Below are 25,208 nucleotides of genomic sequence, written 5' to 3'. Positions count from 1 at the left end.
GTCCGCGAAACCGGTTTCGTTACGCGGACGAGGAAACGAGATCTCCACACTTGCCAGAACCGCGCCGCTCAACGGATGACAAACCGCGTGGCCTATTCCGTGCCACTCCCGGACGCGGGTACCTTCGTCTCGGTGAGAATGCGCAGGTCACGAGGGGCGGGAGTCGGAGCGGGTTGCACCGGTTGGTCGAGCCACCGACGCCCGTTTGGCACCAGCTGACACGCAACGTGACCATTTGGGATCCAATCAGGCGAACCCGAGGTCAACTGTCAAGAAGATCAGCTCTACGTTTTGCTATTGTAACTACTTTATGTAACTGCTCTGCTCCGTTTAGGTACACACTGTGGTAGGACAGACGTTGAACGGTCAGGCAGCTTCTACCGTGATTGTCGATAGGAATTGATTACCACCGGCGGGGGCGACGTGACTCGGCGTAGAGCGAATCGGGACGTGCCGATTCGCCGCGCGCGGGCGGCGGCTCCGCGAGGTAGCGCATGACGACGCGCGGCACCCTCCGCGAGCTCGTGGGTATGCGCGAGTTCCGCGCCATGTGGATCGGTTCCACTCTTTCGACAGCCGGTGACCAACTCGCCGCGGTCGCATTGTCACTGCTCGTATTCGAGCGGACACAATCCGTTGCCGCAACCGCTCTCACCTGGTCTTTGACGCTCTTCCCGCCGCTGATTTCGGGTCCGTTGCTCGGCTGGGTCGCCGACCGGTTCCCGCGCCGCACGGTAATGGTGACGACGGCCTGGTTGCAGGCCGCGCTGATGGCCGCGATGGCCATTCCCGGCATGCCGCTGTGGGCGATGATCGTGCTGCTGGTGGTGGTCCTGGCGATCTCCTCGCCGTACCTCGCGGCCCAGGAGGCGAGCCTCCCGAACGTGCTGCCGCCCAAGCGTTACGACGACGGCGTGGCGTTGTTCGGCACGTCCGTCGACATAGCCCAGATGGCAGGACTCGCGGCCGCGGGCTTCCTCGTCGCGCACACGAGTCCGGGCCTGGCGCTGGCGATCAACGCCGGCACGTTCGTCGTCCTGGCGATCTTGGTGCAGACGTCGGTGAAACACCGCCCGGCCGCGGATCCACTGGGCCGCAAGAAGAAGGACGACGGGGAACAGCCCCGCGGCGTGCTGACGCTGATGGTGGCGGAACCCCGCCTGAGGACCCTGCTGGGCGTCCGGATGCTCGCGGGCCTCGCGATGGTCCCGGAAGGCCTCGCGGTCCCTCTGGCGGCGAGCCTGAACGCCGTCTGGGCGGTGGGCCTGATCCTCGCCATCGAACCCGCGGCGAACGTGCTGGGCGTGGCGTTGCTCTTCCGGCTCGTCCGGGATCCGGCGAAGCGAGAACGCCTGATCGGTCCGCTGGCGATCCTGTCGCTGGCGCCGTTGATCATGTTCGCTTTCAACCCGAACCTGACCTGGACGATCGTATTGCTGGTGATTGCCGGTATAGGCGGGGCTTATCACACACCCGCTCGTTCGGCGTGGATGCGGCTGCTACCGGACCAGTACCGCGGAAGGGCTTATGGCATTGGGCGCGCGGCGCTGCGCTCGAGCCAGGGCGGCGGAATGGCGCTGGCGGGCGTGGTCGCCCATTCGATCGGGTCCGTGACGGCCACGATCGCGGGAGCGGGCGGCATCGGACTGCTGCTGGCAACGCAAGCTACCTTCGCCTGGCGACGCGCTCGGGGTCGCAACGACACGAAGGTGGTGGCAATCTGAAACAGAACAGTCACCAATAGCGATATCCGTCGTGAGGCACCAAGATGATCCAGGTGCGCTTTGAAGCCGGGTAGAGGAAGGGTGGCGTTCAGAAGTCTCGGTTGCACATGGAAGGACACCTCCTCGTTGCGACGAGCAGCAGCGTGGTGGTCTACGACCTGGTCAGCGGCGGCTTAGCTCATGAAGTGCCATGAGCGTAGGGGGTCGTGGTGAAGAACAGTTTGACTGATCGCAGGCGATCGCGGGCACTCGGCTTGACTCCGATTCGCAACTGGGACCTTTGGACCGTTGCGCCTAGTGCGATCGCATACTTTTTCGTGCTCGAAGCGGCCGTAGCCGTAGCGGCCATTTGGCTCCTGACGAAGCTCACCGCCGTCTCGAACGACGACTGGCTCCGCTTCGGCGCGCTCATCGCCGCGATCACGATCCACCTGACCGTCGTGCGCAGAGCCGAGGAGGCCCGGCGCAACGAGGCCTCGGGCCCCCACATAGACCTGACCTCGGTCTGGACGTTCGCAGCAGCCGTGGCACTGCCAGGCGGCCTGGCAGTGATCGCCACGATCTGGATGCGCATCCTGATCCAGCCGATCGCCCGCCGCCAGCCGTACCGCTTCGTCTTCGGCACCGCCTCCATGCTCGCCTCCACGCTCCTGTCGTGGGCACTTGTCCACCTGTCAGGTGTCTCTTTAGCCGCCACGGGAAACGTCCCCGCGGACCTCAGCCTCGTGCTGATCCTCGCGATAGCGGCAGTCGTCTACTGGTTCGTCCAGGTGATGACCGTCGCCGCCGCGTTCAAAATCGTCACCCCGAACTCGAAAGTCCTCGACTTCCTGGGTTCCAAGGTCGACAACATGCTCGAAATGAGCACCCTCGGCGCCGGCGCGATGCTCGGCATGCTCATGACGAGCCACTGGGTGGGCCCACTCCTGCTGATGGTCCCGGTGATCCTCGTGAACGCCCTGCTGTCCAGGGCGGGCGAGCGCCGAACCCACCTCGAACGCCTGCTGCGAGAACAGGAACAACTGCACCAGCGCCTGGCAGCAGACGCCCACACCGACTACCGCACGGGCCTGCTGAACACCAACGGCCTGACCGAGTACGCGGGCCGCCTGGCAGAACGCTGCCGCCTGGACGGCGAACCGATGACGGTCCTGGTCATCGACCTCGACCACTTCAAGCGCATCAACGACACCTGGGGCCACCCAGCAGGAAACGCGGTCCTCGCAGAGGTGGGCAGAATCCTCCGCGAGAAGCTCCGCCCGGGAGACGTGGCGGGCCGAGACGGCGGCGAGGAGTTCGTGGTAGCGCTGAAGGACACACCGGTGGCCCAAGGCGTGACGATCGCCGAACGCATCCGCGAGGCGATCGGCTCCCTGGCAGTCCCCACAACGGACAAGCACCGCAACGTCGTCACCCTCTACGGCCGCGAAATCCAGCCCCCAGAACCGGAAGGCGAGTCGCTGCAGGCGATCTCGGCCTCCATCGGCGTGGCGGTGATCCCGGACAACGGCCCGGACATGGCAATGGCCCAGCACTCGGCAGACGCAGCCTTGTACAAGGCCAAGGAGAACGGCCGCAACCAGGTCCGAGTGGCGGGCTTGGACATCCCACCGCGCCTGATGCCGGCACCACGCCAGGACGACGTGACCAAGCCGATCAGCTCCCGAACCGCCTGATCGCACGCGAAGCCGAAGGCAAGCCGTCCTTACCAAATGGTCCGGGTGGGGTGGCTTCGTCACGAGTCGTGCCACAGCTCTTGCTGCATGTCAGAAGGGGTGTCAAACCGCCACGCTTTTCGGCGGTTTGACACCCCTTCAGGCATGTGGCCCGCTCTTGGTACGACTCGTGACGAAGCCACCCCACCACCGCGCCCAAACTAAGCAACGCGCCTCCGCCCAACGCAACAGGCGTGCCATCTACCCGCGCACGGCGCAGGCCCCGGCTTTGGATCAGATTGGCGGGGTCTGGGGCGGAGCCCCAGAAATTCAGGCGGAACGCCGTTGCACGGCCCCAACACCCCGGCACACGAGGTAGATCACAAAGCTGACCGCCGTAACGAGAGCGGACACAGGAAGCCCCGGCTGCAACGACAGCAGAATGCCGCCGACAGCCGCCACCTCAGCGAAGACGACGGACAGAACGGTGGCCCGCAGAGGCGACGCGGTCACACGCATCGCTGCCGCAGCAGGCGTGATCATCAACGCCAGCACCAGCAGCGCCCCGACGACCTGCACGGACAGCGCGGTAGCAACACCGACCAGCACCGCGAACACGATCGACAGCGCCCGCACCGGAACCCCGCGCGACACAGCCACATCAGGATCCACGGAAGCGAAGAACAACGGCCGGTAGATGACCGCCAGCACGGCCAGCACGGCCACCGACGAGATCACCAGCAGGTTCAGGTCGGTGGAGTCGACCCCCACGATCTGACCGGTCAGCAGCCCGAACTTGTTGCTGGCGCGTCCTTTGTAGAGCGCCAGCATGAGAATGCCCATGCCGAGCCCGAACGCGAGGATCGCCCCGATGACCGAGTCGCGATCGCTCTCCCGCCGGGACAACACTCCGAGCAGCACCGCGGCGATGATCGACCCGGCCAGCGCGCCGTACCCGATCCCCACGCCGAGCAGCAACGCCGCGGCACCACCGGTGAACGCGAGTTCACTGGTCCCGTGCACGGCGAACGCCATCTTGCGGGTCACCACGAGCGGGCCGAGCACACCGGCGACCAGGCCCAGGACCGCGGCCGCGATCAGCGCGGTCTGCACGAAGTCCAGTTCGAGCAGGTCGAGAAAGCTCACGACGCGGCCTCCGCCGACAGGTGGTGCGTCTGCTCCTCGCAGGCGCCGGCGCCGACGACCAGGATCTGGTCGCGCACCCGCACGACCTCGACCGGCGTCCGGTACAGCTCGGACAGCGTGCGGGAGTTCATGACCTCTTCGGGCGTGCCCACCCGGAACCGCCCGCCGACCAGGTACAGAACCCGGTCCACCAGCGGCAGCACCGGGTTCAGCTCGTGCGTGACGAACAGGACGGCGGTGTCGGCCTCGCGGCGGCGCTTGTCGATCAGCTCGGACACCACGCGCTGGTTCGCCAGGTCGAGCGACAGCAACGGCTCGTCGCACAGCATCACGGTGGGGTCGCCGACCAGTGCTTGGGCGACCCGCAGCCGTTGCTGTTCACCACCGGACAACACCCCGATGGGCGAGTCCGCGTACCGGGTGCCGCCGACGGCCTCGATGGCCGCGTCGACACGGATCCGGCGTTCGTGACGGCCCCGCAGGCCGAAGCCCCACGAGTGACCGTCCAGGCCCAGCCCCACGAGGTCGCGGCCCCGCAACGTCATGGACTGGTCGAGCGCTCGCTGCTGCGGGATGTACCCGATGGCGTGGTTCCCGCCGGCGATCGAGACCGTGCCGGACGACAGCGGCTGCAGACCGAGCAGCACGCGCATCAGGCTGGTCTTGCCGGAGCCGTTCGGCCCCAGGACCGCGAGGAACTCACCGGGCTCGACGTCGAGGTCGAGCCCGTCCCACAGCACCCTGTCCCCGTAGGACAGCCGTGCTCCGCGCAGCGAGATAGCGGTCATGCCTTGAGCGCCTGCGTGAGCGCGTCAACCTGCTTGCTCATCCAGTCAAGGTAGCCGGTCACACCCTCGGGCAACGTCTCGGTGACCGCGACGACCGCGATGTTCGCGGTCTTGGCCTTCTCCACGATCCCCTTGGTGACCTGGTTCTCGGTCTGGGTGTTGTTGATCAGGGCGTTGACCTGCTTGCCCTCGACCAGCTGGTTCATCTCCGCGAGGGCGGCGGCGGGCACGTCCGACTCCTCCTCGATGGCCTTGCTGAACGCCTCGGGCGTGACGTCCTCGGCACCGGACTCGTCGATCAGGTAGTGCGCGATGGGCTCGGTGGAGGCGACCTTGCGGCCCTTGCCGACGCCGGCGACCTTCTTCTCCAGCTCTTCGAGCTTGGCCGAGAAGTCCGCGGTGTTCTTCTCGAACGTCGACTTCTTGTCCGGTGCGATGGCGCCCAGCTCGTTCGCCGCGGCCTCGGCCACCGCCTGGACGGTGTGCAGGTCGTACCAGACGTGCTCGTTGACGCTGTGGTCGTGACCGTCGGCGTCGGGCGCACCGGTCTGCGGCTCCGCGTGGTTGTCGCGCAGCGGGAACGCCTCGACCTTCTTGGTGGCGTCGCTGGTGATCAGCTTCGCGAAGAAGTCGTCGTAGCCGCCGCCGTTGAAGACGACCAGCTTGGCGTCCTTGACCAGCGCCGCGTCCGCGGGCTTGCTCTCGTACGAGTGCGGGTCGGCGCTCGGGTCGTCCAGCAGCGCCTTGACCTCGACCTCGTCGCCGCCGACGGCCTTGACGACGCTGCCCCAGACGTTCGTGGAGGCGACGACCTGGATCTTGCCGTTGTCAGCGGACGGCGTGGAGGTGCCACACGCGGCCAGGCTCACGACGGCGAGAGTGCCGACCAGAGCGTTGCGGAGAGTCATCACGCCGTCCCTCGATCAGGTAATGGAAACCGTTGTCGAGTTCAGCTTACGACACGAAAAAGCCCCCGGCGGTCACGCCGGGGGCTTGAACGTGTGAATCACGCCTCCAGGCGCTCGCCCGACTCGGGGTGGAACAGGTGGATCTCGGTGGTGTCGCGGACGGCCACCTTGACGTGCTGGCCCAGGGTCGGCGGCGTGCGGCCGTCGACGCGGACGACAAAGCGCTGCGACGCGTCGCCGATCTTCACCGCACCGTGCACGAGCGCGTCGGCGCCGAGCTCCTCGACCAGCTCGACCGTCATGTCCATGCCCTCTTCGCTCGACGGCACGATGCCGAGCGCCTCGGGCCGGATGCCGAAGGTGACCTCGTCCAGACCACCGGCGGCGTCGAGCGCGGCACGGGTCAGCGGCACGATGATGCCGTCGAGCTTCGCGCCCTCGGCCGAGATCGGCACGGTCTTGAGGTTCATGGCCGGCGAGCCGATGAAGCCCGCGACGAACGCGTTGGCCGGGCGGTCGTACAGCGCGCGAGGCGTGTCGCACTGCTGCAGCAGGCCGTCCTTGAGCACCGCGACGCGGTGGCCCATGGTCATGGCCTCGACCTGGTCGTGCGTGACGTAGATCGTGGTGGTGCCGAGACGCTGCTGGAGGGCGGCGATGTTCGCGCGCGTCTCGACGCGCAGCTTGGCGTCCAGGTTGGACAGCGGCTCGTCCATGAGGAACACGGACGGCTCACGCACGATGGCGCGACCCATGGCGACACGCTGACGCTGACCACCGGAGAGCGCCTTCGGCTTGCGCTCCAGGTACTTCTGGAGGTCGAGCATCTTGGCGGCCTCTTCGACCTTCGCCTTGATCTCGGGCTTCGGCACACCGCGCAGCTTGAGGGCGAAGCCCATGTTCTCCGCGACGGTCATGTGCGGGTACAGCGCGTACGACTGGAACACCATGGCGATGTCCCGGCCCTTGGGCGGAACGTTCGTGACGTCCTTGCCACCGATGTGGATGGCGCCCTCGTCGATGTCCTCGAGGCCCGCGAGCATGCGCAGAGCGGTGGACTTGCCGGAACCGGACGGCCCGACCAGCACCAGGAACTCGCCGTCTGCCACCTCGAGCGAGAGCTCGTCGACCGCGCGGACCGGCGGGTTGCCGGAGAACACGCGTGAAGCCTTGACGTAGGACACCTCTGCCATGTGACGCACCTTTCACCGCTTGTCTGAGGGCGACGTTAGGTGTTGCAAGCGCTTACGTGAACAGACGTAAGCGCTTACGTTTCGAGATGGGGCAACGTAAGCGCTTACGTTCAGGGACGTGAACCAGTGGCGGCAGTCGATCATCCACAACGGACAGTGGAGTCAGGTCCGCCGACATGCACATCTCGACAGGAATCGACCTGGAGTCCGGCGAATTGACAAGTGGTCGACCAAGGAACAAAACAGCAGCTCAGAGTGGCCAGGAAATGGCCATCAATAATCCCGGTGTCCAGGTCGGCACTCGCATATTCTTCTAGGCCGACACGACCGATTTTGCCGGAGGAGATCGATGCGGGCCCGTCGTGACGGGGAAGGAGCTACGGAACCCGAAGACGGGGAACCAGCGGCCGACCAGCACCCCCTCGAGCAGCCGAAGATCCTCGTGACGGCCGTCAGCAGGTGGAACTCCCCGTTGGAGGAGACCGGCAGGCCGGACGCGCGACCCCTCCGGCCGGCGAAGGTCCTGGTGCCGGTCGCCGGCGTGCTGGCAGCCGCAACGGTCGTGACGCTCGTGATCCTGTACCCGTTCGGCACGCCCACGGCGGGACCGGGCAGTTCCTCCAGTGCATCGACCACGACGACGACACAGGTCATCGAATCCTCGACCGGATCACCCACGACGACGACTTCAGCCGGCGGCGTTCCGATCACCACGCCGCTGACGGGCACCAGCTCGAGCAGCAGTCGGACGAGCGACCCGACCACCACCACGACGCCGCCGCCCGGTGGTGCCGCCCCGGGAGCGGATGCCGACCGCCCCATGAACGTCCAGGAACAACGCGTGGTCGAACTCGTCCCGCTGGAGCGCTACAACTGGGTCGACATCGAGTACTGGCGCCACGACACCGCCAGCCCCGGTGAGGTGCAGATGGACGGCACGGGCGTGCACACGGCCGTCGGCGCCCAGCTCGCGATCGTCGCGGACACTCCGCTCGCCGGCCGTGCCCGCTGCGCGCAGGTGACGTCGTGGCGGGACCGAGTGGAGTTCACCGAACTGCACGCGGGCAGTCAACTGTGCGGGCGGAGCCGAGCCGGCAGGTACGCGTCGCTGGAGGTGCGGACGCTGCCGGCCTCGCCGTCCAGCGACGGCAAGTTCATCTTCTACGGCATCACTTGGAACTGAACGGAGTTCCGGCCCCGCCGGGCAGGGCCGGAACTCCGGCGGCTAGCCCTTGACGGCGCCGGACGCGAGGCCCTGCACCAGGAACTTCTGCACCAGGTAGAACACGATGATCGCCGGGATCGCCACCAGGATGGACGCGGCGGCGAGGTGCCCCCACTCCGTCCTGTTCTGCTGCACGAACACCTGCAGCCCGACCGCCAGCGTCTTCGACTCGTCCGCGGCGGACAGGAAGGCGGACGCGAACGCCACCTCGCCCCAGGCCGTGAGGAACGCGTAGAACGCCGTGACCGCGAGACCCGGCTTGGCCAGCGGCATGATCAGCCGCCAGAACACGCCGAACGGCGACAGGCCGTCCACGCGGCCGGCCTCGTCGATGTCGTTGGGCACCGTGTCGAAGTAGCCCTTCAACATGTAGGTGCAGAACGGCACCGCGGTCGTGCAGTAGACCAGCACGAGGCCGAGCGACGTCCCGTTGAGCCCCAACGCGATCAGGATGTTGTACAGCGGCACGATCAGCACCGCGAACGGGAACATCTGCACCAGCAGGAACGACATCATCAGGCCGCGCTTGCCGGGGAACCGGAACCGCGACGCCGCGTACCCGGCGGTGGCCGAGATGAAGACACCGAGGACGGTCGTCATCAGCGCGATCAGCACGGAGTTGCCGAACCAGGCGAGGAAGTCGCCCTTCTCGCCCGACAGCACGCGGGTGTAGTTGTCCAAAGAGGACTCGTTGAACAGCTTCGGGGTCGGCTCGACCGCGCGCGCGTCCGGCTTCAGCGAGGTGACGAACACCCAGAAGACCGGGAACACCGCGATGATCGACGCGACGATCAACGTGGCGTGCAACGCGATCGAGGCACCGCGAGAGCGATCGGACCGACGGCGGACCGGACCGGCGGCCTGCACCATCTTCAGGGACGAAGCGTCGAGCGTCATCACCACACCTCGCCCTGCTTGCGCAGCGCTCGCCGGTAGATCGTGGCGAACACCAACAACACCGAAAGGATCAGCACGCCGTACGTCGACGCGACGGCGTAGTCGCGGGATGCGCCGGAGAAGAAGCGTTCGAACGCGTAGGTGACCAGGATCCGGGCGTTCGGGTTCGGTCCGGCGATCAGGTAGATGATCGGGAACATGTTGAACGTCCAGATGATGCCCAGCAGGACCACCGTCGACGACACCGAACGCAGGCCCGGCAACGTGACGTGGCGGAAGCGCTGCCACGGCGTGGCACCGTCCACTTCGGCCGCTTCGTAGAGGTCGCCCGGAATCGACTGCAGGCCACCGAGAAGTGCCACCATCATGAACGGCACGCCGAGCCACACGTTCACGATGATCACGGACACCAGCGCCCAGTTCGACTGGCCGAGCCACACCGGGTCGGGCAGGCCGACCGAGCGCAGGAGCTGGTTGATGATCCCGTACTGCGCGTTGAACATGTACTTCCACGCGAACGCGCTGATGAACCCGGGCACGGCCCACGGCAGGATCAGCAGCACGCGGTAGAACGTGCGGCCCTTCACCTGGCGGTTCAGCAGCATCGCCAGGCCGAGACCGATGGTGTAGTGGAAGAACACGCACGAGAACGTCCAGATCAGCGTGCGGACGAGCGTGCCCCAGAACGCGCCGAACGACTCGCCGCCCGACAGGACGTTGAGGTAGTTCTTGAACCCCACCACGTCGTAGGTCGCGGGCCGATCGAGGATCGGGTTCGCGATGTTGCCCTCGTTGATGTTCGTGAAGGTGAAGAACACGCCCTGTGCGAGCGGGTAGAGCACCAACACCGCGATGACCACCACGACCGGCAGCACCATCGCATACGCGTACCAGTACCTGTCCAGGAACCGACGCACCGAGACTCCCCTTCCGGCGGACGGCCGGGGCTCTCACGAACCCCGGCCGTCCAACACGATCAGCCGATCGAGTACTCGGTGACGACCTTCTCCTTGTACGCCTTCGCGACGTCGTCAAGGGCGGTCTTGGCGTCCTTCTTGCCGGCCAGGAAGTCCGCGTAGCCGACCTTCAGCGGGTCGAACAGCTCGCCGCCCTCGGGGATCCACGGACGCTCGTGCGCGACCTTCGTGACCGGCTCGAACGCCGCCACGACCTCGTTGGCCTTGACGTCGGCGTTCTGGTAGGCCGACTTGCGGGTCGGCAGCAGGCCCAGTTCCTTGGCGATGGTCGCCTGCGACTCGACCGACGCCATGCAGGTGATGAACTTGATCGACGACTGCTTCGCCTTGGTGCCCTGGCGGATCACGTAGTCGTGGCCACCGACGGGAGCGCTGCCCTTGCCCGCGGACGGGCCGGGAACCGGCGCGATGCCGAGGTTCGCCTTGTCGGTGAACGCGGCGCCCTTGAGGTAGTCGGCGACGGCCCACGGACCGTTGACGACCATGGCGGCCTCACCGGACGAGAACGCGGCCTGCATGTTCGAGTACGAGTTCGTCGCGTCGAGCGCCGTGGTGGCGGCCTTCGCGTCGAGCAGGCCCTTCGCGGTCTCCAGCGCCTTCACGTTGGCGGCGGAGTTCACGACGATCTTCTTGGCGGCGGCGTCGACCAGGTCGCCGCCCTCGCCGTAGATGAACGGCAGCGCGTAGTACGCGTCGTTGTTGAGGAAGAACGACTTCTCGCCGCCCAGCTTCGCGGCGGCGGCCTTGAGCTCGTCCCACGTCTTCGGCGGCTCGACGCCGGCGTCGGCGAGCTTCTTCTTGTTGTAGAGCAACGCGAGCGAGTCGGTCACCTGCGGCACCGCGTAGGTCTTGCCCTCGTACTTCGTCGAGCCCAGCGGGGCCTCCAGGAAGTCGGAGGTGTCCTTCGCGAGGTCGGTGTCGGACAGGTCCGCGACGTAGCTCAGCTTCGCGAGTTGCGGCACCCACGCGACCTCGGAGCGGAAGACGTCGGGGCCCTGACCACCCTGGGCGGCGGTCTTGTAGTTGTTGAGCGCACCGTCGAAGGCCTGCGTCTCGACCTTGACCTTGTAGCCGTCCTTGGTGGCACAGCCTTCAGCGATCTTCTTGAAGACCGGGCTCTCGTTGGGACCGCTGGTGTCCCAGAAGGTCACCTCACCCGAGTCGGATCCGCTGTTGCTGCTCGATCCGCCGCTACCGCAGGCGGTGAGCACGAGGGCGACACCCGTCGCCATGGCGGTCACGAGGGTTGTCCGTCGCATCGTTGCTGCCGTTCCCTCCAGCTGGGGCCCCGACTCCGAGTGAGACGAGGGTCTTGCAAGGTTTTGCGATAATGTTGCGGGCGATTTCACTACCAGAACCATGGTCAGGTCAAGACGTGGACCGTAACCAAGCCGTAACGGCCCTGTCTTGCAAACGCTCGTTGCAAAATTTTTCCGAACCGGGCAGGCTTGCGCCGAACCTGATCTGAGCTGGGAGGCAACGTGTCCGGACTGTCCGAGATCGCCAGGGCAGCCGGGGTGTCCATCTCGACCGTGAGCCGAGTTCTCAACAGGCGAGCGGGTGTGAACGAGGAGACCCGGCAACGGGTGCTCTCGGTGCTCGCGGAGATGCCGTACACCCCACGAGGCCTCGGCGCGCTGCAACGCACCGGCGTGATCGGCCTGCTCGTGCCGGAGCTCTCGAACCCGGTGTTCCCCGCGTTCGCCGAGGCGCTGGAGACTCGGGCCGCGCGCCTGGGCTACTCGTCGCTGCTGTGCAACACCCGCAGCGGCGCGCCCATGGGCGAGGAGGAGTACGTCCGCATGCTGCTGGCCCGCGGGGTCGAGGGCATGGTGTTCGTGTCACCGGAGATCACCAACGTCGAGGTGCCGCTCGGTCAGGCGCCCCGCCCGAGCTACTACGCGAAGCTCCTGGCGGACGGCGTCCACATGGTCTTCCTGAACGGTGCCACGCCCGCGCTGGACGTGCCCGACGTGACGGTCGACGAGCAGCTCGCGGGCTACATGGCCACCCGGCACCTGATCGAACTGGGCCACCGGCGCATCGGGTTCGTCTCGGGTCCGGCGCGCTCGCTGCCGTCGCGGCTGAAGCGCGCGGGCTGGGCGGCCGCGCTGGAGGAGGACCACCTGCCGGCCGGGGGCGAGTACGTCGCGCACGCGCCGTTCAGCGCGGAGGGCGGCGGCCAGGCCCTGGCGCACCTGCTCGACACGGTGAGCCCGACGGCGGTGATCTGCTCGTCCGACCACATGGCGCTCGGCGTCATGCGCGAGGCGCACCAACGGGGGATCTCCGTACCGGACGAGCTGTCGGTCGTCGGGTTCGACGACATTCCATTGGCTGCCTATTCGTCGCCCGCTTTGACCACGCTCGCGCAGCCGATCGAGGAGATGGCGGCGGCCGCGATCGACGAGCTCGTGCTCCGCCTGGACCCGGATCGCCGCAGGCAGAGCACCGACAACTACACCCGCGTCTTCCGGCCGCGGCTCGTCGTGCGGGAATCGTCTGCACCTCCGAAGTGAGATGACCGATTGACCTAATTGGTCTGGACCAAATTCTGAACAAGGCAGATGGGTCAACCTGCGCGGATGCGTCATTGGAGGGACGCAGGTCACCCTGACTTCACGAATTGGTTCTGAACCGTTACGGTCCTTTCATGGCGCGGTCGATGCATGTGCGACGTCCGGCAACGTTGGCCTCTCTGGCCGCTGAGCTGGGCGTTTCCCGGACAACGGTGTCCAACGCGTACAACCGGCCCGACCAGCTCTCGCCCGAGCTGCGTCGGCGGGTGTTGGACACGGCCCGAAGGCTGGGTTATCCCGGCCCGGATCCTGTGGCGCGCTCGTTGCGCACGCGCAAGGCCGGTGCGGTGGGCCTGTTGCTCACCGAGAACCTGTCGTACGCGTTCCGCGACCCGGCCGCGATCGGGTTCCTGGAGGGCCTCGCGCTGGCGTGCGAGGACGCCGGGACCGGTCTGCTGCTGGTGCCCGCGAACCCCGAGCGCGAGGACGTCGCGTCGGTGCACCGCGCGGGTGTCGACGGCTTCGTCGTCTACTCGGTGCCGGACGACGACCCGCACCTCGCCGCCGTGCTGGAGCGCCCGGTGCCCACCGTCGTCTGCGACCAGCCGGACCTCGGCACCGTGGACCGCGTCGGCATCGACGACCGCGGCGCGATGTACGAGCTCGCGAAGCACCTCATCGACCTGGGCCACCGCCGCATCGGCGTCGTGTGCATGCGTCTGGCGCGTGACCGCAACGACGGCTTCGTGACGCCGGACCGCCAGCACGCCGCGCACTTCCACGTGCAGCGCAACCGCCTGTCGGGCCTCGCCGAGGCGTTCAGCGAGGCCGGCGTCGACTGGTCGCAGGTGCCCGTGGCCGAGCGCTTCGACCACAACATGGCCTCCGGTGCGTCCGGCGCGGCTCAGGTGCTCGACCGCGACCCGCAGATCACCGCGTTGATCTGCACGTCGGACGTGCTCGCCCTGGGTGCGATGAACGAGGCGGCTCGCCGCGGCCTGCGCGTGCCGCACGACATCACCGTCACCGGGTTCGACGGCATCCGCGGTGGCGAGGAGGCCGGACTCACGACGGTCCGTCAGCCGGTGCTCGAGAAGGGCCGGGCGGCGGGCAAGCTGCTGCTCGACACGAACGAGCGCACGCGGCCGCGGTCGGTGAACCTCGCGACGGAGCTGATCATCGGCAAGACGTCGGGGCCGCCGCGCGGTGGTGCCGAGGAGCGCTGGTTCGGGCCGTGAGGCCCGGTACCCCTAGTGCTCGAGCCTGAACACGACGGGTGAGCTGGCCTTCCCGGCCAGCTTCGCCACCAGCAGGTAGTCGCCGGGCCCGACCTTCGTGTGGGCCCCGCACCCCGGCTGCGACGTGGAACCCGCCCACCTCGTGCCGTAGTTGAAGTTCTCCTTGGGCGCCATCACCCTGGTCTCGGAGCCCACCGCCGACAGGCAGTGGTTGCTCGACCAGAGCACGGTCGCGCCGTCCGCGGTCAGGACCGTGAGCTCGCGGTGCTGCCGCCCGATGTCCCTGATGCACGGCACCGGCCCGGTGTTCGAGACGTCCATGGACAGTTCCGGCTGGTCACCGATGGTGTAGAAGGGCTTGTTGGCCTTCGCCACGACCCCGATCACGTCGTCCGGGCAGGGCTGCGGCGGGCCGGGAGGCGGGGGCGGCGGCGCTTCGGTCGTCGGTGCGGGCGGCGGGGTCGTGGAGGAGGACGACGCGGCCGCCGGGCTCTCGGACATGCTCGGCGGCGGGTTCGAGGACGACGCCGCGGCCGCGTTCGTCGGTTGGGCCGACTCGCCGTCGGAGCCGAACATCCCGACGATCCAGATCACGAGCAGGAGTGTGACCAGCGCTGCCCCGATCGCGGCGAGACGGCGGCGCCAGTACACCGTGGACGGCAGCGGACCTGTGGGCTCGATCACGGCCCGAACGTAGCCCGACCAGGTCTGATCCAGGCGTAGGCGAGCGTCGCTCGATCCGGTGAACGTGATATTGAGCGGAAACCCCTTGTGAACGTGCGCTAACTCCGGTTCCAATCGACGCGGGGTCCGCCGGTAGGCCATGGAGGTGTGTCACATGACCGCGATCGACGAACTGCTCAAGCGGAACTACGAGCTCGGGAACGTGGTTCCCGGAGACCGTTCGTCCGCGAAGCCGTCCCTGCAGGTGGCGATTCTGACCTGCATGGACTCGCGCATCCGGGTGTTCGAGATCTTCGGTTTGAAGCAGGGTGAGGCGCACGTGCTGCGCAACGCGGGAGGGGTCGTCACCGACGACGCCATCCGCTCGCTCGCGCTGAGCCAGCGCAAGCTCGGCACGCGCGAGGTCCTGCTCGTGCACCACACGAACTGCGGCCTCGAGATGGTCACCGAGGACGACTTCAAGGACGAGCTGGAGGCCGACACCGGTCTGCGCCCGACCTGGGCCGTCGAGGCGTTCAAGGTCGTCGAGCAGAGCGTGCGCGGGTCGATGGCGCGGCTGCGGCACAGCCCGTTCATCCCGCACACCGACAAGATCCGCGGGTTCGTCTACGACGTGCACACCGGCGAGCTGCGCGAGGTCGACGCCGCGGAGACCGCCGCCGCCTGACGTTCTTCGGGAGGGCCCCCTCCGGGGGGCCTTTTCCTTGCGCGACAATGGCAGGCGATGAATCACGAGTTGCTTCTGGGCTGGTGGGACACCGCAGCCCGCGACCTGCCGTGGCGCCGTCCCGACTGCACCGCCTGGGGCGTGCTGATCAGCGAGATCATGCTGCAGCAGACGCCGGTCTCCCGCGTCGAACCGATCTGGCACGAGTGGCTGGCGCGCTGGCCGGTGCCGTCGGCGATGGCCGCGTCCTCGCAGGGTGAGGTGCTGCGGATGTGGGGCAAGCTCGGCTACCCCCGTCGCGCCATGCGGCTGCACGAGGCCGCCACGGTGATCGCGCGCGATTTTGACGACGTGGTGCCGTCGGACATCGAGACGCTGGAGTCGTTGCCCGGCATCGGCAGCTACACGGCTCGTGCGGTGGCCACGTTCGCGTACGGGCAGAAGTGCGCCGTCGTCGACACGAACGTCCGTCGTGTGGTTGCGCGCGCTGTGCACGGGGCTGGGGACGCCGGGCCTCCTTCGACCAAGCGCGATCTCCGTGACGTCGAGGCGATCCTGCCCGCGGACCAGCACGACGCCGCGGTGTTCTCGGCGGCGTTGATGGAGCTCGGCGCGTTGATCTGCACGGCCAAGAACCAGAAGTGCGCCGACTGCCCGTTGTTCGCCGAGTGCGCGTGGCAGCTGGCCGGTCGGCCCGCCTACGCGGGGCCGGAGAAGAAGGTGCAGAAGTTCGCCGGCACCGATCGTCAGGTGCGGGGCAGGCTGCTGGACGTCCTGCGGGGCGCGCCCGGTCCGGTGCCGAAGATCCAGCTCGACGTCGTCTGGAACGACGTGACCCAGCGCGAGAAGTGCCTGGTGTCCTTGTTGAGCGATGGACTTGTTGAACAATCCCACGACGGCCTCTTCCACCTGCCGGGTGAGGGGATTGTTCAACAATCCAACGACGGTCTCTTCGACCTGCCGACTGAAGGGATTGTTCAACAGTCCGACAAGGGGACGAACTGATGCACGCCCTGGTCGCCTTCTTCGACGCCGACGCAGAACGTAGGATCGTCGGATTGTTGAACAATCTGGGTGTTGAACAATCCCACACGCCCCACCTGACCTACGCCGCCGCGAGCAGCATCGGCCCCAAGGTCCGCAAGGAGCTGCGCGACGACCTGGATCGGCTGTGGATGCCGGACCTGTGGCTGCACACCCTCGGCACGTTCTCCACCACGGACAACGTGCTGATGCTCGGCGCGGTCGTCGACACCGAGCTCCTCGCCGTCCACTCGGCGATCCACGACGTCCTCGCGAACAAGGTCAAGAACCCCAGCGCGTACTACCTGCCGGGCAACTGGATCCCCCACTGCACGCTCGCCCACGGCCTCGACGACGAGCAGACGAGGGCCGCGTTCGCGAAGGTGTTCCCGGTGGAGCCGATCCGCGCGAAGGTCCGCGAGGTGTCGATCGTGGACACTCAGACCGGCGAGATCGACGTGCTCAAGAAGGCCTCGACGGCGCCCCGGTAGACCCACGGCGCGCTGTCGTGCACCACGTGGCCGGCCTCCTCGACGTAGAGGTACTGGCCGTTCGACCTGCGCGCCGCCTCGGCCATCTGCCCTGGTAGCTGGCCGCCCTTGCCCGCCTCGACGACGAGCGACGGGCACTCGACCGCGTCGATGAGGTCCCAGTACGCCCGCGTGCCCCAGTGGCCGGCGATCTCGTACAGGTCGTCCATCTCGGCGATCAGGTGCCAGCCGTCCGCGCGTTCCTCGAAGTAGTCGCAGAAGATCTCCGCGCCGAAGTACGACCGGATGTGACCCAGGGATTCGAAGGGCACCGGCCAGGCGTCGAAGAGCCACTTCCACTCGTCGATCGTGCGGCCCCTGTTGTCCGGGGCGAAGTCCTCGACCACAATCGCGCGCACCAGGTCCGGACGGGTCGCCGCGAGACACCACGCGTGCAGCCCGCCCATGGAGTGCCCGATCACCACGGCGGGCCCGAGTCCGAGCTCCTCGATCGTCCTCGCGGCGTCGGCGACGAAGTCCTCGGTGCGAAACGGTCCCCGCCGCGGGTTGCGGCCGTGCCCGCGCTGGTCGATCCCGACGACGCGCCCGAACGGCCGCAGCCACTGCGCGACCGGCCACCAGGCGGTGGCCCTGCTCATCAGGCCGTGCAGGAGCAGCACGCCCTGACCCGTTCCGCCGAACTCCACGACCGACACAGGGATGATTAACGCATGAAGGCCCGCCCGTACCTGATCGCCCTGGTGTTGATCGTGCTCGTCGCCGGTCTGCTCGTCGTGTTCAGAACGCCGGGCGGCGACCCCGCACAGCAGCAGGCCGGGGAGACGTCACCGCAGGCAGCGGTGGAGGCCGGGGCGGGTGCGGGCGACGCGTACTACCCGACGGACGGCAACAGCGGTTACGACGTCACGCTCTACGACCTGGCGATCACCTACGACCCCGGGGCGAAGAAGCTCGACGGCGTCGCGACCGTCACCGCGACCGCGTCGCAGGACCTGGCGCGCTTCAACCTCGACCTCGAAGGCCTCGAGGTGAGCGAGGTGAAGGTCGGCGGCCAGCCCGCGAAGTTCGTGCAGGAGGGCGACCACGAACTGGTGATCACGCCCGCCGCCCCGCTCGCGAAGGGCAGGCCGTTCACCACCGTCGTCACCTACGGCGGCCGGCCCACCACGATCAACGACGCTTCACTGGGCCGCAGCGGCTGGCAGATCTCGTCCACCGGCGGAGCGTTCGCCGCAGGTCAGCCCCACTCCGCGACGACGTGGTTCCCGGCCAACGACACCCCGCGCGACAAGGCAGCTCTGAAGGTCGCGGCCCGCGTCCCGGACGGCTGGACCGCGATCTCGAACGGTCTCGAGGGCCCGGTGACCCGCGAGGGCGGCTGGACGACGTTCACCTGGTCGGAGGAGACCCCGCTCGCGACCTACCTGACCACGGTGGCGATCGACAAGTTCGAAATCGTCCGTTCGAAGCTGCCGAGCGGCACGCCCGTGGTCGACGCCTACGCGCCCGGCACGTCCGCGTCGAAGAAGCCGATCCAGGCGCGGAACCCGGAGGTCCTCGCGCACCTGGAGACGAGGTTCGGCCCGTACCCGCAGCGCGCGGCGGGCAGCATCTGGGTCGCGGACCAGATCGGGTTCTCGCTGGAGACCCAGACCAGGCCGATCTACGCCGCCTGGGCCGACCTGGAGACCGTCGTGCACGAGAACGCCCACCAGTGGTTCGGCGACTCGGTGTCGATCGAGAACTGGGCGGACATCTGCCTGAACGAGTGCCTCGCGTCCTACGCGCAGTGGCTGTGGCTGGAGCACGAGGGCACCGACCTCGACCAGCGCTACCGCGACCAGGTCGAGCAGCGGCGCGAGCGGTCGTCGTTCTGGGCGCCGAAGCTCTACGACATGGGCAAGGGCAACGAGTTCCGCGGTGTGTACGACAAGGGCCTGCTGGGCATGCACGCACTGCGCAAGCAGGTCGGTGACGACGTGTTCTTCAAGGCGCTGCAGTCGTGGCTCGTGAAGCACCGCGACGGCAACGCGTCGTGGCCGGAGTTCGAGGAGCACTTCAAGCAGGCCTCGGGGCAGCCGCTGGACCCGTTCTTCAAGGCGTGGTTCCGGGACTCGGGCATTCCCGACGATCAGTACCTGCTGCCTGTCGGGGTACGCCGCTAATGTGGGTGTCATGGCAGTCGTGAAGATCAACGCGATCAAGGTCCCCGAGGGCAACGGCCCCGAGCTCGAGAAGCGGTTCGCCGCCCGTCTGGGTGCGGTCGACGAGCAGCCCGGCTTCCTGGGCTTCGAGCTCCTGCGCCCGGTCGCGGGCGAGGACCGCTACTTCGTCGTCACCCACTGGGAGACCGACGAGGCCTTCGTCGCGTGGCGGGACGGTCAGGCCGGTGCGGCAGCGCACTCCGGTGAGCGCGCACGGCCCGTGTCGAGCGGTGCCGACCTGCTGGAGTTCGAGGTCGTGCTGGGCAGCAAGCCCAAGCAGTGACCGAAGAGGCTTACGACAGAGCCGCCGAGCTGATCACCGGCGCGGACGCCGTCCTCGTCTGCGCCGGTGCCGGCATGGGGGTCGACTCGGGTCTCCCCGACTTCCGCGGCACCGAGGGCTTCTGGCGGGCGTACCCGCCCTACGAGCGGCTCGGGCTGAAGTTCGAGGAGATCGCCGATCCGGTGCACTTCGCCGACGACCCCGCGCTGGCGTGGGGTTTCTACGGCCACCGGCTCGGCCTGTACCGCTCCACCGTGCCGCACGAGGGTTTCGCCGTGCTGCGGTCGTGGGGCGCGCGGGTCTTCACGTCCAATGTGGACGGACAGTTCCAGAAGGCCGGCTTCGCGGACGTCGCCGAGGTCCACGGGTCGATCCACCACGCCCAGTGCGTGGAGCCGTGCACGGACGAGATCTGGGAGTGCTCGTTCGACGTCACCGTCGATCCGGAGACGATGCGGGCGGTCGGTGAGCTGCCCTCCTGCCCCAATTGCGGCGGGCTGGCGCGCCCCAACATCCTGATGTTCGGCGACTGGGGCTGGGTGCCGCACCGCAGCCAGCGGCAGCTGGACGCGTTGACGGAATGGCGTCGTTCGCACCGGAAACTGGCCGTGGTCGAGATCGGTGCCGGCACCGCCGTGCCGACCGTGCGGCGTCAGGCCGAACTCGCCAGCGCGGCCTCCGGCTCGCTGATCAGGATCAACGTCCGTGAGCCCGACGTGCGCCACGGCCGCGGGGTGTCGCTGCCGGTCGGCGCATTGGAAGCACTCACAGCCTTGGCACGACGAACTGCGTGACGACGGCCCGGTGATCACTGCCGGGCACGTCGAACACGTCCACGGTGTCCACGAGGACCTTCGAGTCCACCAGCACGTGGTCGATGGTCACCGGCGGCGGCCAGAACCCGCTGTCGGAGGGCCACGTGTGGATCAGCCCCTTGCCGACCTGGTCGGCCGCGTCGACGTACCCCTTGTTCAGCAGCCGCGTCATGCCGACGTGGTCGAGCGTGGCGTTGAAATCGCCCGCGAGCACCCTGATCGCGCCGGTCGAGTCGGGCGTCGGCAGGCCGGCGAGCTCACGCTGCCACGCTTCGGGCCCGTCGGTGACCACGGGCGGCAACGGGTGCACCGAGACGACCTCGATGTCCTTGCCCGGCAGGTCGACCAGCGCCCCTGCCTGCTGCAACGAGCCCGGCGGCGTCAGATTCCGCTGCGAGAGCGGGAACCGGGAGGCGAGGCCGCTGCCGGACCCGCCCGGTTCGTCGAGGAAGACCCGGTTGGGCAGCACCTGCCGCAGACCCGCCCGGTCGAGGTCGCTCACCATGTCCGGCGTCAACTCCTGCAACGCCAGGACGTCGATGTTGCGCTTGCGGACCTCCTGCACGATGAACCGCGCGTCCGCGATGCCGACTAGCAGGTTCGCGGTCATCAGCCTGACCTGCTGCCCCACTCCGTTGGGCCGTGCGTCGGGAAACGCCCGCGGCGCCAAGTTCGCGACGAGCACCACCGCCACGATGGTCATCGTCAGCCCGATGACCCACCTCTTGCGGAACAGCGCGAACAACCCGATGAGCAGCCCCGCGACCGTGATGTACGGGGTCAGCGACGTCGCGGCGATCATGTGCCGCGTCCCGTCGATGCCGAGCAGCCTGACCAGGGCCGCGGTGACGAACGCCAGCGCGCACAGGACCAGCAGGAACGTGGCGAAACCGCTCTTCGGCGGCTTCACCTCGGTGGTGACCACGTCGTGCAGTGTGCCCGAGCGCGCGTCGGTCTCCGGTGTGGTCTTCACACCCGAATGGACGGCCGGAGGCCCCGTCCCGTTGCCTGCCGAAAATTGTCAGACCCCTCCGCCATCCTGGAACACAACCGACCTGGAGGGGGCCCGATGGGAGCCAAGGACTGGATGCTGTTCTACGCGTCCGACGACGTCAGCAAGGTTCTGCGAGCATCACCGAAGATCGACAGAGAGGCCACGGCAGCGTTCGTGCAGCGCCTCTACCCGTCGCACGACATTCGCCCGATCGAGGACGGCAACCTCCACTACGGCAACCCGCCGGACGGCACCGTCTACGCGGGCGTGTTCCCAGGCCTGTCGATCATCTGCACGTGGGAGGCAGCGGGCGACTCGTACACCGACCTGCCGGAGCACTTCGTCCGCGAGGCCGCCGGCCGCACGCTCTACCTGCACGCGATGCACAGCGTCGTCGACTTCTTCTCCTACGCCATCTGGGAACCGGACGGCACGCTGCGCCGCGCGTACAGCCTCTCCCCGGACAGCGGCGTGATCGCCGACGTCGGCACTCCCCTGCCGTTCGAGGAGAAGTACCGCGCCGGCGACCCGGAGTTCCTCGAGTCGCTCGACGAGGACGACGAGTACCCGTTCCGCTTCCACCCGCTCGACCTGGCCGAGGCCGCGCTGCGCGAGCTGTTCGGCTTCAACTACGAGGGCGCGTACGAGGACGACGACCCGGAGCTGGAGGAGGTCGTGCTGGCGGGCTACGCCGTGACGCCCCGCTGACTCAGGCCGTCGGCGCCGAGTTCCTCTGCTGCGCCCCCGGAATCCGGTCGAGCACGCCGATGATCGCGTCGACCGCCTGCAACACCAGCTTCGGCACGATCGGCCCGACCGCCACGGTGTAGGCGATGCCTGCCTCGACTGTGAGGGTTCGCAGGTTGCCCATCTGCGACTCGCCCTGCAACCGCTCGACGACCGCGGGGGTGATCATCGCGGTCGCCCGGTGCGGGTCGGCGGTGGCCGCCAGGTACAGCTGGTCCAGGCCCGCAGGCAGCCTCAACTCGTGCCATTGCGGCTGCGGGCTGGAGGCGACGGTCTGAGGCGCCTCGGTCACCCATGGCCGTGCGGCACGGCCTCCTCCCAGGCTGCTGATCGCGAGCTTCAGCGGCACCAGGTCGGCGGTGGCCACCTCGATCCGGTGCTCGACGTGCGTGACCACCTTGTCCTGGGTGGACGCGCTGTTCAGCTCGATCGACGCCTCGGTCACCCGGACCCGCCAGCCGTGCCGCTCGAAGTCGACGGTGTGGTCGAACTGCGCCTCGCTCGCCCGCCGCAGCCAGCCGAGCACGTTGCCGTGCTCCTCCGCGAACGGGCGGCGCAGGCCAGCGGACCAGGCAGGCGCCTGCGTGAGCGTTCCGCCCAAGCCCGCCGCGAACTTGGCCAGCTCGGCCGCGTGGTCGAGGGCGTTCTTGCGGTCCCTTCGCCACCCCCACCAGAACATCAGCGCCAACAGAGCCACCAGGATCAGCACGAGCAGTCCCAGCTTGAGCTGCCACGAAGCCATGTCGTCCCGTTCCCCCGATTAGTCGATCTCGATGAATCAGATGTCGAGGTAACCCTCGATGCGTTGCTTCGACTGGTCAGAGCCGGTCTGGTCGTACGAGTTCGCTTTGTCGGTCATTCCCTGGTTGCGCAGGCCCTTCTCGTGCGTCGGGTTGACCTGCGCCAGTGCCTCGTTGCCGGCCGCGTCGAGCATCGACTTGCCGAAGCCCTGCTGCACGCGCTCGCCGATCATGCCGTCCTTGCTGTTCAGACGGGTGAGCGGATTGGTCTTGAGCTTCTGCAGGTTGCTCAGGCCCTCCAGCTTCACGTCGGCCGCGTGGCTCGCGACCTTCTTGTCCGCCATGGACTTCTGGAACGCGGTCTTCACGTTCTTCAGGCGGGCGCCCAGGTTCTTCAGGAACTGCATGATCTTCTGCAGGAACTGGCGCAGCTTCGCGACGATGCGGGACACCCGGCTCGCCGTCGACGCCACGCGAACGCCGGTGGCGGCGCCGGCCGCGGCGGTGGAGGCGCCGAAGCTCGGGACCGCGGCGGCCAGTGCCGGGATCCAGATCATGATCAGCCAGGTGATCAGCTCGGTGAGGATCGCCTTGATGATGTCCTCGATCATCGTCATGATCATGGACGAGATCATCAGCATCTCGGCGAGCTCGCCCGCCTGGCCGGCGACACCGTCGATGCCGTTGGCGAACTCGCCCAGCTTGGTGCTGGCGACCTCGGCCGTCTGACCGCCCCAGCTCTGCACGGAGCTCGACAGGTCCTGGTCGAACGTGTCCCGCAGCTTGCCGATGCCCTCGGCGATCGCGCCGTAGTTCTCACCCGCCTGGCTGAGCGCGGGGCCGTCACCGCTGACGAAGTGGATCGCGTCCTCGAGCGGCTGGCAGACGCTGATCAGGAAGTTCAGCCCCTGTCCAACGAGCCAGCCGATCGGGTCGAGCGCGATGCCCTGGGCCGCGGTGCCGACCGCGCTGATCAGCGCGCTGCCCTCGGAGGCCAGCGCGGCGCTGCCACCGGTCTCCCCGCTCTTGCCCAACGCCTCCTTGGTCTTGAGGTAGCTGCCGTAGAACGGCGCTGCCTCAGCGGCCTTCTGCCCGGTGGTCTTCTCACCGACGGTGATCTTGACGCCGCCGGCCTCGAACTCCTCCTCCGCCATGCCGACGCCCTACTTCCCGCTGATGTCGATGTCGACGCCGCTGAAGATCGCCTTCAACGCGTCCTCCTGGTCCTGGTAGCCCTGCGCCGTGCCGCGGAACTTGTCGCCGGCGGACTGCAGGCCGTTCTGGAGGTCCTTCATCAGGTCCTTGAGGTCGCCGAGCATCTGGTCGTACTCGTCCTTCACGAACAAGCCGACGATTCCCCACGACTTCTGGCCCACGTCCGCCTTGTCCACGAGTCCGGCGATCTCCCCCGCCGTGCCCTTGTGGCCGTCGAGCTTGCCCGCGAACGCCTTCAGCTCCTCGACCTCTACTTCGAAGCCGCTCATCGTCCGTCCTCATCGTCGTAGAGGTTCAGGTATCCGCCGCCCTGCTTCGGTGGCGCCGAAGGCGGTGGCTGCGGAGATCGCGACTGCCACGAGTCGCCGCGGAGCACGTTCTGGTCGCCGAAGTCCTCGGGAGGCTCCGGGGCCTGCCTGCGCGGCGGCGGCTGCCTGTCCGGCGGCGCCGGGGCGGGAGGTGGCTGGCGGACCGGCCCTCCCTGCGGCGCGGGCGGCGGTGGCGGTGGTGTTGGAGGCCGTTGCGGCGCGGGGGCCTGCGCTTCCTCCTCTGTCGCCCTCCGAAGGTCCTCCTTGGACATTCCGAAGAGCTGCGCCTGCGTTTCCAGCACCTGGTCCTTGAGGTGCATGTCGTCACCCAGCGCACCCTCGACGATCCCCGCCTGCCGGCGCGCCGCCTCCGCGACCGCCTTCTGCAGCGTGGACATCAGCTCGGCGGCCAGCGCGTGCGGTGGCCGCCGCATGGCCTGGTCCGTGAGCCGGATGTCCTTGATCGAACCGGAGGGTCCCGCGATGACGGTGACGGCCCGGTCGGACGACGTGGCCACCGCCTCCAGTTCGACCAGCTGCTGCTGCATGTCGCCGATGTTGGCGAACTGCTGGTCGACGCGTTTCATCTGGGACTGGAACCGCTCGAACTGGGCTACGAGCTGGTCGAACTCAGCCGACACCGCTGGGGCCTCGCTTTCCTTCAGGTCACCGTGACCACAGATTGTCGACAGTGGATCACCGACGCACAGGCGAAACGGTCAAATCCACATGGCCTTGTGATCCGACGAACGAGGACCGAAGCAGGT

General features: G+C 67.8%; 26 protein-coding genes. 12 read left to right on the top strand and 14 right to left on the bottom strand.

Annotated elements, in window-relative coordinates; translation table 11 throughout:
* Positions 1–494: 494 nt before the first annotated feature.
* Positions 495–1,724, top strand: coding sequence for an MFS transporter (locus PV646_RS12965; protein WP_500341654.1), 1,230 nt, complete (start codon positions 495–497; stop codon positions 1,722–1,724).
* Between the two features lie 317 nt (positions 1,725–2,041).
* Positions 2,042–3,400: a GGDEF domain-containing protein gene (locus PV646_RS12960; RefSeq protein WP_500341653.1), complete on the top strand. Its 1,359-nt coding sequence runs from the start codon at positions 2,042–2,044 to the stop codon at positions 3,398–3,400.
* 309 nt (positions 3,401–3,709) lie between these two features.
* On the opposite strand, the gene PV646_RS12955 is transcribed toward PV646_RS12960, so the two are convergent.
* The 4 genes from PV646_RS12955 to PV646_RS12940 all read right to left on the bottom strand — a co-directional run bounded on the left by PV646_RS12955 (position 3,710) and on the right by PV646_RS12940 (position 7,414).
* The gene (locus PV646_RS12955) at positions 3,710–4,525 is read right to left on the bottom strand and encodes a metal ABC transporter permease (RefSeq protein WP_500341652.1); all 816 of its coding nucleotides are present in this window, start codon (positions 4,523–4,525) and stop codon (positions 3,710–3,712) included.
* Positions 4,522–5,313, bottom strand: coding sequence for a metal ABC transporter ATP-binding protein (locus PV646_RS12950; protein ID WP_500341651.1), 792 nt, complete (start codon positions 5,311–5,313; stop codon positions 4,522–4,524). The genes PV646_RS12955 and PV646_RS12950 overlap by 4 nt, the downstream gene beginning before the upstream one ends.
* Positions 5,310–6,221, bottom strand: coding sequence for a metal ABC transporter solute-binding protein, Zn/Mn family (locus tag PV646_RS12945; RefSeq protein ID WP_500341650.1), 912 nt, complete (start codon positions 6,219–6,221; stop codon positions 5,310–5,312). The genes PV646_RS12950 and PV646_RS12945 overlap by 4 nt, the downstream gene beginning before the upstream one ends.
* A 98-nt stretch (positions 6,222–6,319) precedes the next feature.
* Positions 6,320–7,414, bottom strand: coding sequence for an ABC transporter ATP-binding protein (locus tag PV646_RS12940; RefSeq protein ID WP_500341649.1), 1,095 nt, complete (start codon positions 7,412–7,414; stop codon positions 6,320–6,322).
* Between the two features lie 349 nt (positions 7,415–7,763).
* Here PV646_RS12940 and PV646_RS12935 point away from each other — a divergent pair, with 349 nt between their 5' ends.
* Entirely contained in the window at positions 7,764–8,597 is an 834-nt protein-coding gene (locus tag PV646_RS12935; protein ID WP_500341648.1) for a hypothetical protein, read from the top strand.
* A 42-nt stretch (positions 8,598–8,639) separates the two neighbouring features.
* On the opposite strand, the gene PV646_RS12930 is transcribed toward PV646_RS12935, so the two are convergent.
* Genes PV646_RS12930 through PV646_RS12920 form a run of 3 tightly spaced genes read right to left on the bottom strand, consistent with a single transcriptional unit; the run spans position 8,640 to position 11,772 of the window.
* A complete protein-coding gene (locus PV646_RS12930; RefSeq protein WP_500341647.1) occupies positions 8,640–9,536 on the bottom strand; it encodes a sugar ABC transporter permease in 897 nt (298 codons plus the stop codon).
* The gene (locus tag PV646_RS12925) at positions 9,536–10,453 is read right to left on the bottom strand and encodes a carbohydrate ABC transporter permease (RefSeq protein WP_500341646.1); all 918 of its coding nucleotides are present in this window, start codon (positions 10,451–10,453) and stop codon (positions 9,536–9,538) included. Before PV646_RS12925 ends, PV646_RS12930 begins: the two co-directional genes overlap by 1 nt.
* Before the next feature lie 59 nt (positions 10,454–10,512).
* Complete coding sequence (locus PV646_RS12920; protein ID WP_189156283.1) at positions 10,513–11,772, bottom strand: extracellular solute-binding protein; 1,260 nt, start codon at positions 11,770–11,772, stop codon at positions 10,513–10,515.
* A 222-nt stretch (positions 11,773–11,994) separates the two neighbouring features.
* Between PV646_RS12920 and PV646_RS12915 the strand changes: the two genes are divergently transcribed.
* A complete protein-coding gene (locus tag PV646_RS12915; RefSeq protein ID WP_500341645.1) occupies positions 11,995–13,032 on the top strand; it encodes a LacI family DNA-binding transcriptional regulator in 1,038 nt (345 codons plus the stop codon).
* A gap of 134 nt (positions 13,033–13,166) precedes the next feature.
* On the top strand, positions 13,167–14,270 hold the full coding sequence (locus PV646_RS12910; protein ID WP_500341644.1) for a LacI family DNA-binding transcriptional regulator: 1,104 nt from the start codon (positions 13,167–13,169) through the stop codon (positions 14,268–14,270).
* A 12-nt stretch (positions 14,271–14,282) separates the two neighbouring features.
* On the opposite strand, the gene PV646_RS12905 is transcribed toward PV646_RS12910, so the two are convergent.
* On the bottom strand, positions 14,283–14,954 hold the full coding sequence (locus tag PV646_RS12905) for a hypothetical protein (RefSeq protein WP_500341643.1): 672 nt from the start codon (positions 14,952–14,954) through the stop codon (positions 14,283–14,285).
* 154 nt (positions 14,955–15,108) lie between these two features.
* Here PV646_RS12905 and PV646_RS12900 point away from each other — a divergent pair, with 154 nt between their 5' ends.
* From PV646_RS12900 to PV646_RS12890, 3 genes are read left to right on the top strand one after another with little or no spacing between them, the layout of a single operon-like run.
* Positions 15,109–15,621, top strand: coding sequence for a beta-class carbonic anhydrase (locus PV646_RS12900; RefSeq protein WP_189156287.1), 513 nt, complete (start codon positions 15,109–15,111; stop codon positions 15,619–15,621).
* A gap of 57 nt (positions 15,622–15,678) precedes the next feature.
* Positions 15,679–16,626, top strand: a complete 948-nt coding sequence (locus PV646_RS12895) for an HhH-GPD family protein (protein WP_500341642.1) — start codon at positions 15,679–15,681, stop codon at positions 16,624–16,626.
* A 53-nt stretch (positions 16,627–16,679) separates the two neighbouring features.
* A complete protein-coding gene (locus tag PV646_RS12890; RefSeq protein WP_500341641.1) occupies positions 16,680–17,135 on the top strand; it encodes a 2'-5' RNA ligase family protein in 456 nt (151 codons plus the stop codon).
* Here PV646_RS12890 and PV646_RS12885 read toward each other — a convergent pair.
* Entirely contained in the window at positions 17,084–17,830 is a 747-nt protein-coding gene (locus PV646_RS12885; protein ID WP_500341640.1) for an alpha/beta fold hydrolase, read from the bottom strand. The two genes, PV646_RS12890 and PV646_RS12885, sit on opposite strands and share 52 nt — an antisense overlap.
* A 15-nt stretch (positions 17,831–17,845) precedes the next feature.
* Between PV646_RS12885 and PV646_RS12880 the strand changes: the two genes are divergently transcribed.
* From PV646_RS12880 to PV646_RS12870, 3 genes are read left to right on the top strand one after another with little or no spacing between them, the layout of a single operon-like run.
* The gene (locus PV646_RS12880) at positions 17,846–19,300 is read left to right on the top strand and encodes a M1 family metallopeptidase (RefSeq protein WP_500341639.1); all 1,455 of its coding nucleotides are present in this window, start codon (positions 17,846–17,848) and stop codon (positions 19,298–19,300) included.
* Positions 19,301–19,310: 10 nt separating this feature from the next.
* The gene (locus tag PV646_RS12875; protein WP_191305030.1) at positions 19,311–19,622 is read left to right on the top strand and encodes an antibiotic biosynthesis monooxygenase family protein; all 312 of its coding nucleotides are present in this window, start codon (positions 19,311–19,313) and stop codon (positions 19,620–19,622) included.
* On the top strand, positions 19,619–20,416 hold the full coding sequence (locus PV646_RS12870; RefSeq protein ID WP_500341638.1) for an SIR2 family NAD-dependent protein deacylase: 798 nt from the start codon (positions 19,619–19,621) through the stop codon (positions 20,414–20,416). Before PV646_RS12875 ends, PV646_RS12870 begins: the two co-directional genes overlap by 4 nt.
* On the opposite strand, the gene PV646_RS12865 is transcribed toward PV646_RS12870, so the two are convergent.
* Positions 20,388–21,410 (bottom strand): endonuclease/exonuclease/phosphatase family protein, encoded by a 1,023-nt coding sequence (locus PV646_RS12865; RefSeq protein WP_500341637.1) that lies wholly within the window; start codon positions 21,408–21,410, stop codon positions 20,388–20,390. The two genes, PV646_RS12870 and PV646_RS12865, sit on opposite strands and share 29 nt — an antisense overlap.
* 96 nt (positions 21,411–21,506) lie before the next feature.
* Between PV646_RS12865 and PV646_RS12860 the strand changes: the two genes are divergently transcribed.
* A complete protein-coding gene (locus tag PV646_RS12860; RefSeq protein ID WP_500341636.1) occupies positions 21,507–22,139 on the top strand; it encodes a DUF6928 family protein in 633 nt (210 codons plus the stop codon).
* A 1-nt stretch (position 22,140) separates the two neighbouring features.
* Here the strand turns inward: PV646_RS12860 and PV646_RS12855 are convergent, their stop codons facing one another.
* Genes PV646_RS12855 through PV646_RS12840 form a run of 4 tightly spaced genes read right to left on the bottom strand, consistent with a single transcriptional unit; the run spans position 22,141 to position 25,082 of the window.
* Positions 22,141–22,920 carry a hypothetical protein gene (locus PV646_RS12855; RefSeq protein ID WP_500341635.1) on the bottom strand — a complete coding sequence of 260 codons (780 nt, stop codon included), beginning with the start codon at positions 22,918–22,920 and terminating at the stop codon, positions 22,141–22,143.
* A gap of 36 nt (positions 22,921–22,956) precedes the next feature.
* A complete protein-coding gene (locus PV646_RS12850) occupies positions 22,957–24,072 on the bottom strand; it encodes a hypothetical protein (RefSeq protein WP_500341634.1) in 1,116 nt (371 codons plus the stop codon).
* Positions 24,073–24,081: 9 nt separating this feature from the next.
* Complete coding sequence (locus PV646_RS12845; RefSeq protein WP_500341633.1) at positions 24,082–24,402, bottom strand: WXG100 family type VII secretion target; 321 nt, start codon at positions 24,400–24,402, stop codon at positions 24,082–24,084.
* Positions 24,399–25,082 carry a YbaB/EbfC family nucleoid-associated protein gene (locus PV646_RS12840; RefSeq protein ID WP_500341632.1) on the bottom strand — a complete coding sequence of 228 codons (684 nt, stop codon included), beginning with the start codon at positions 25,080–25,082 and terminating at the stop codon, positions 24,399–24,401. Before PV646_RS12840 ends, PV646_RS12845 begins: the two co-directional genes overlap by 4 nt.
* Positions 25,083–25,208 lie beyond the last annotated feature (126 nt).

Origin of the sequence: Streptomyces sp. ID05-26A, assembly GCF_033794685.1 — a bacterium.
Taxonomy (GTDB): domain Bacteria; phylum Actinomycetota; class Actinomycetes; order Mycobacteriales; family Pseudonocardiaceae; genus Lentzea.
This window is presented reverse-complemented; position numbering and strand designations above follow the sequence as displayed.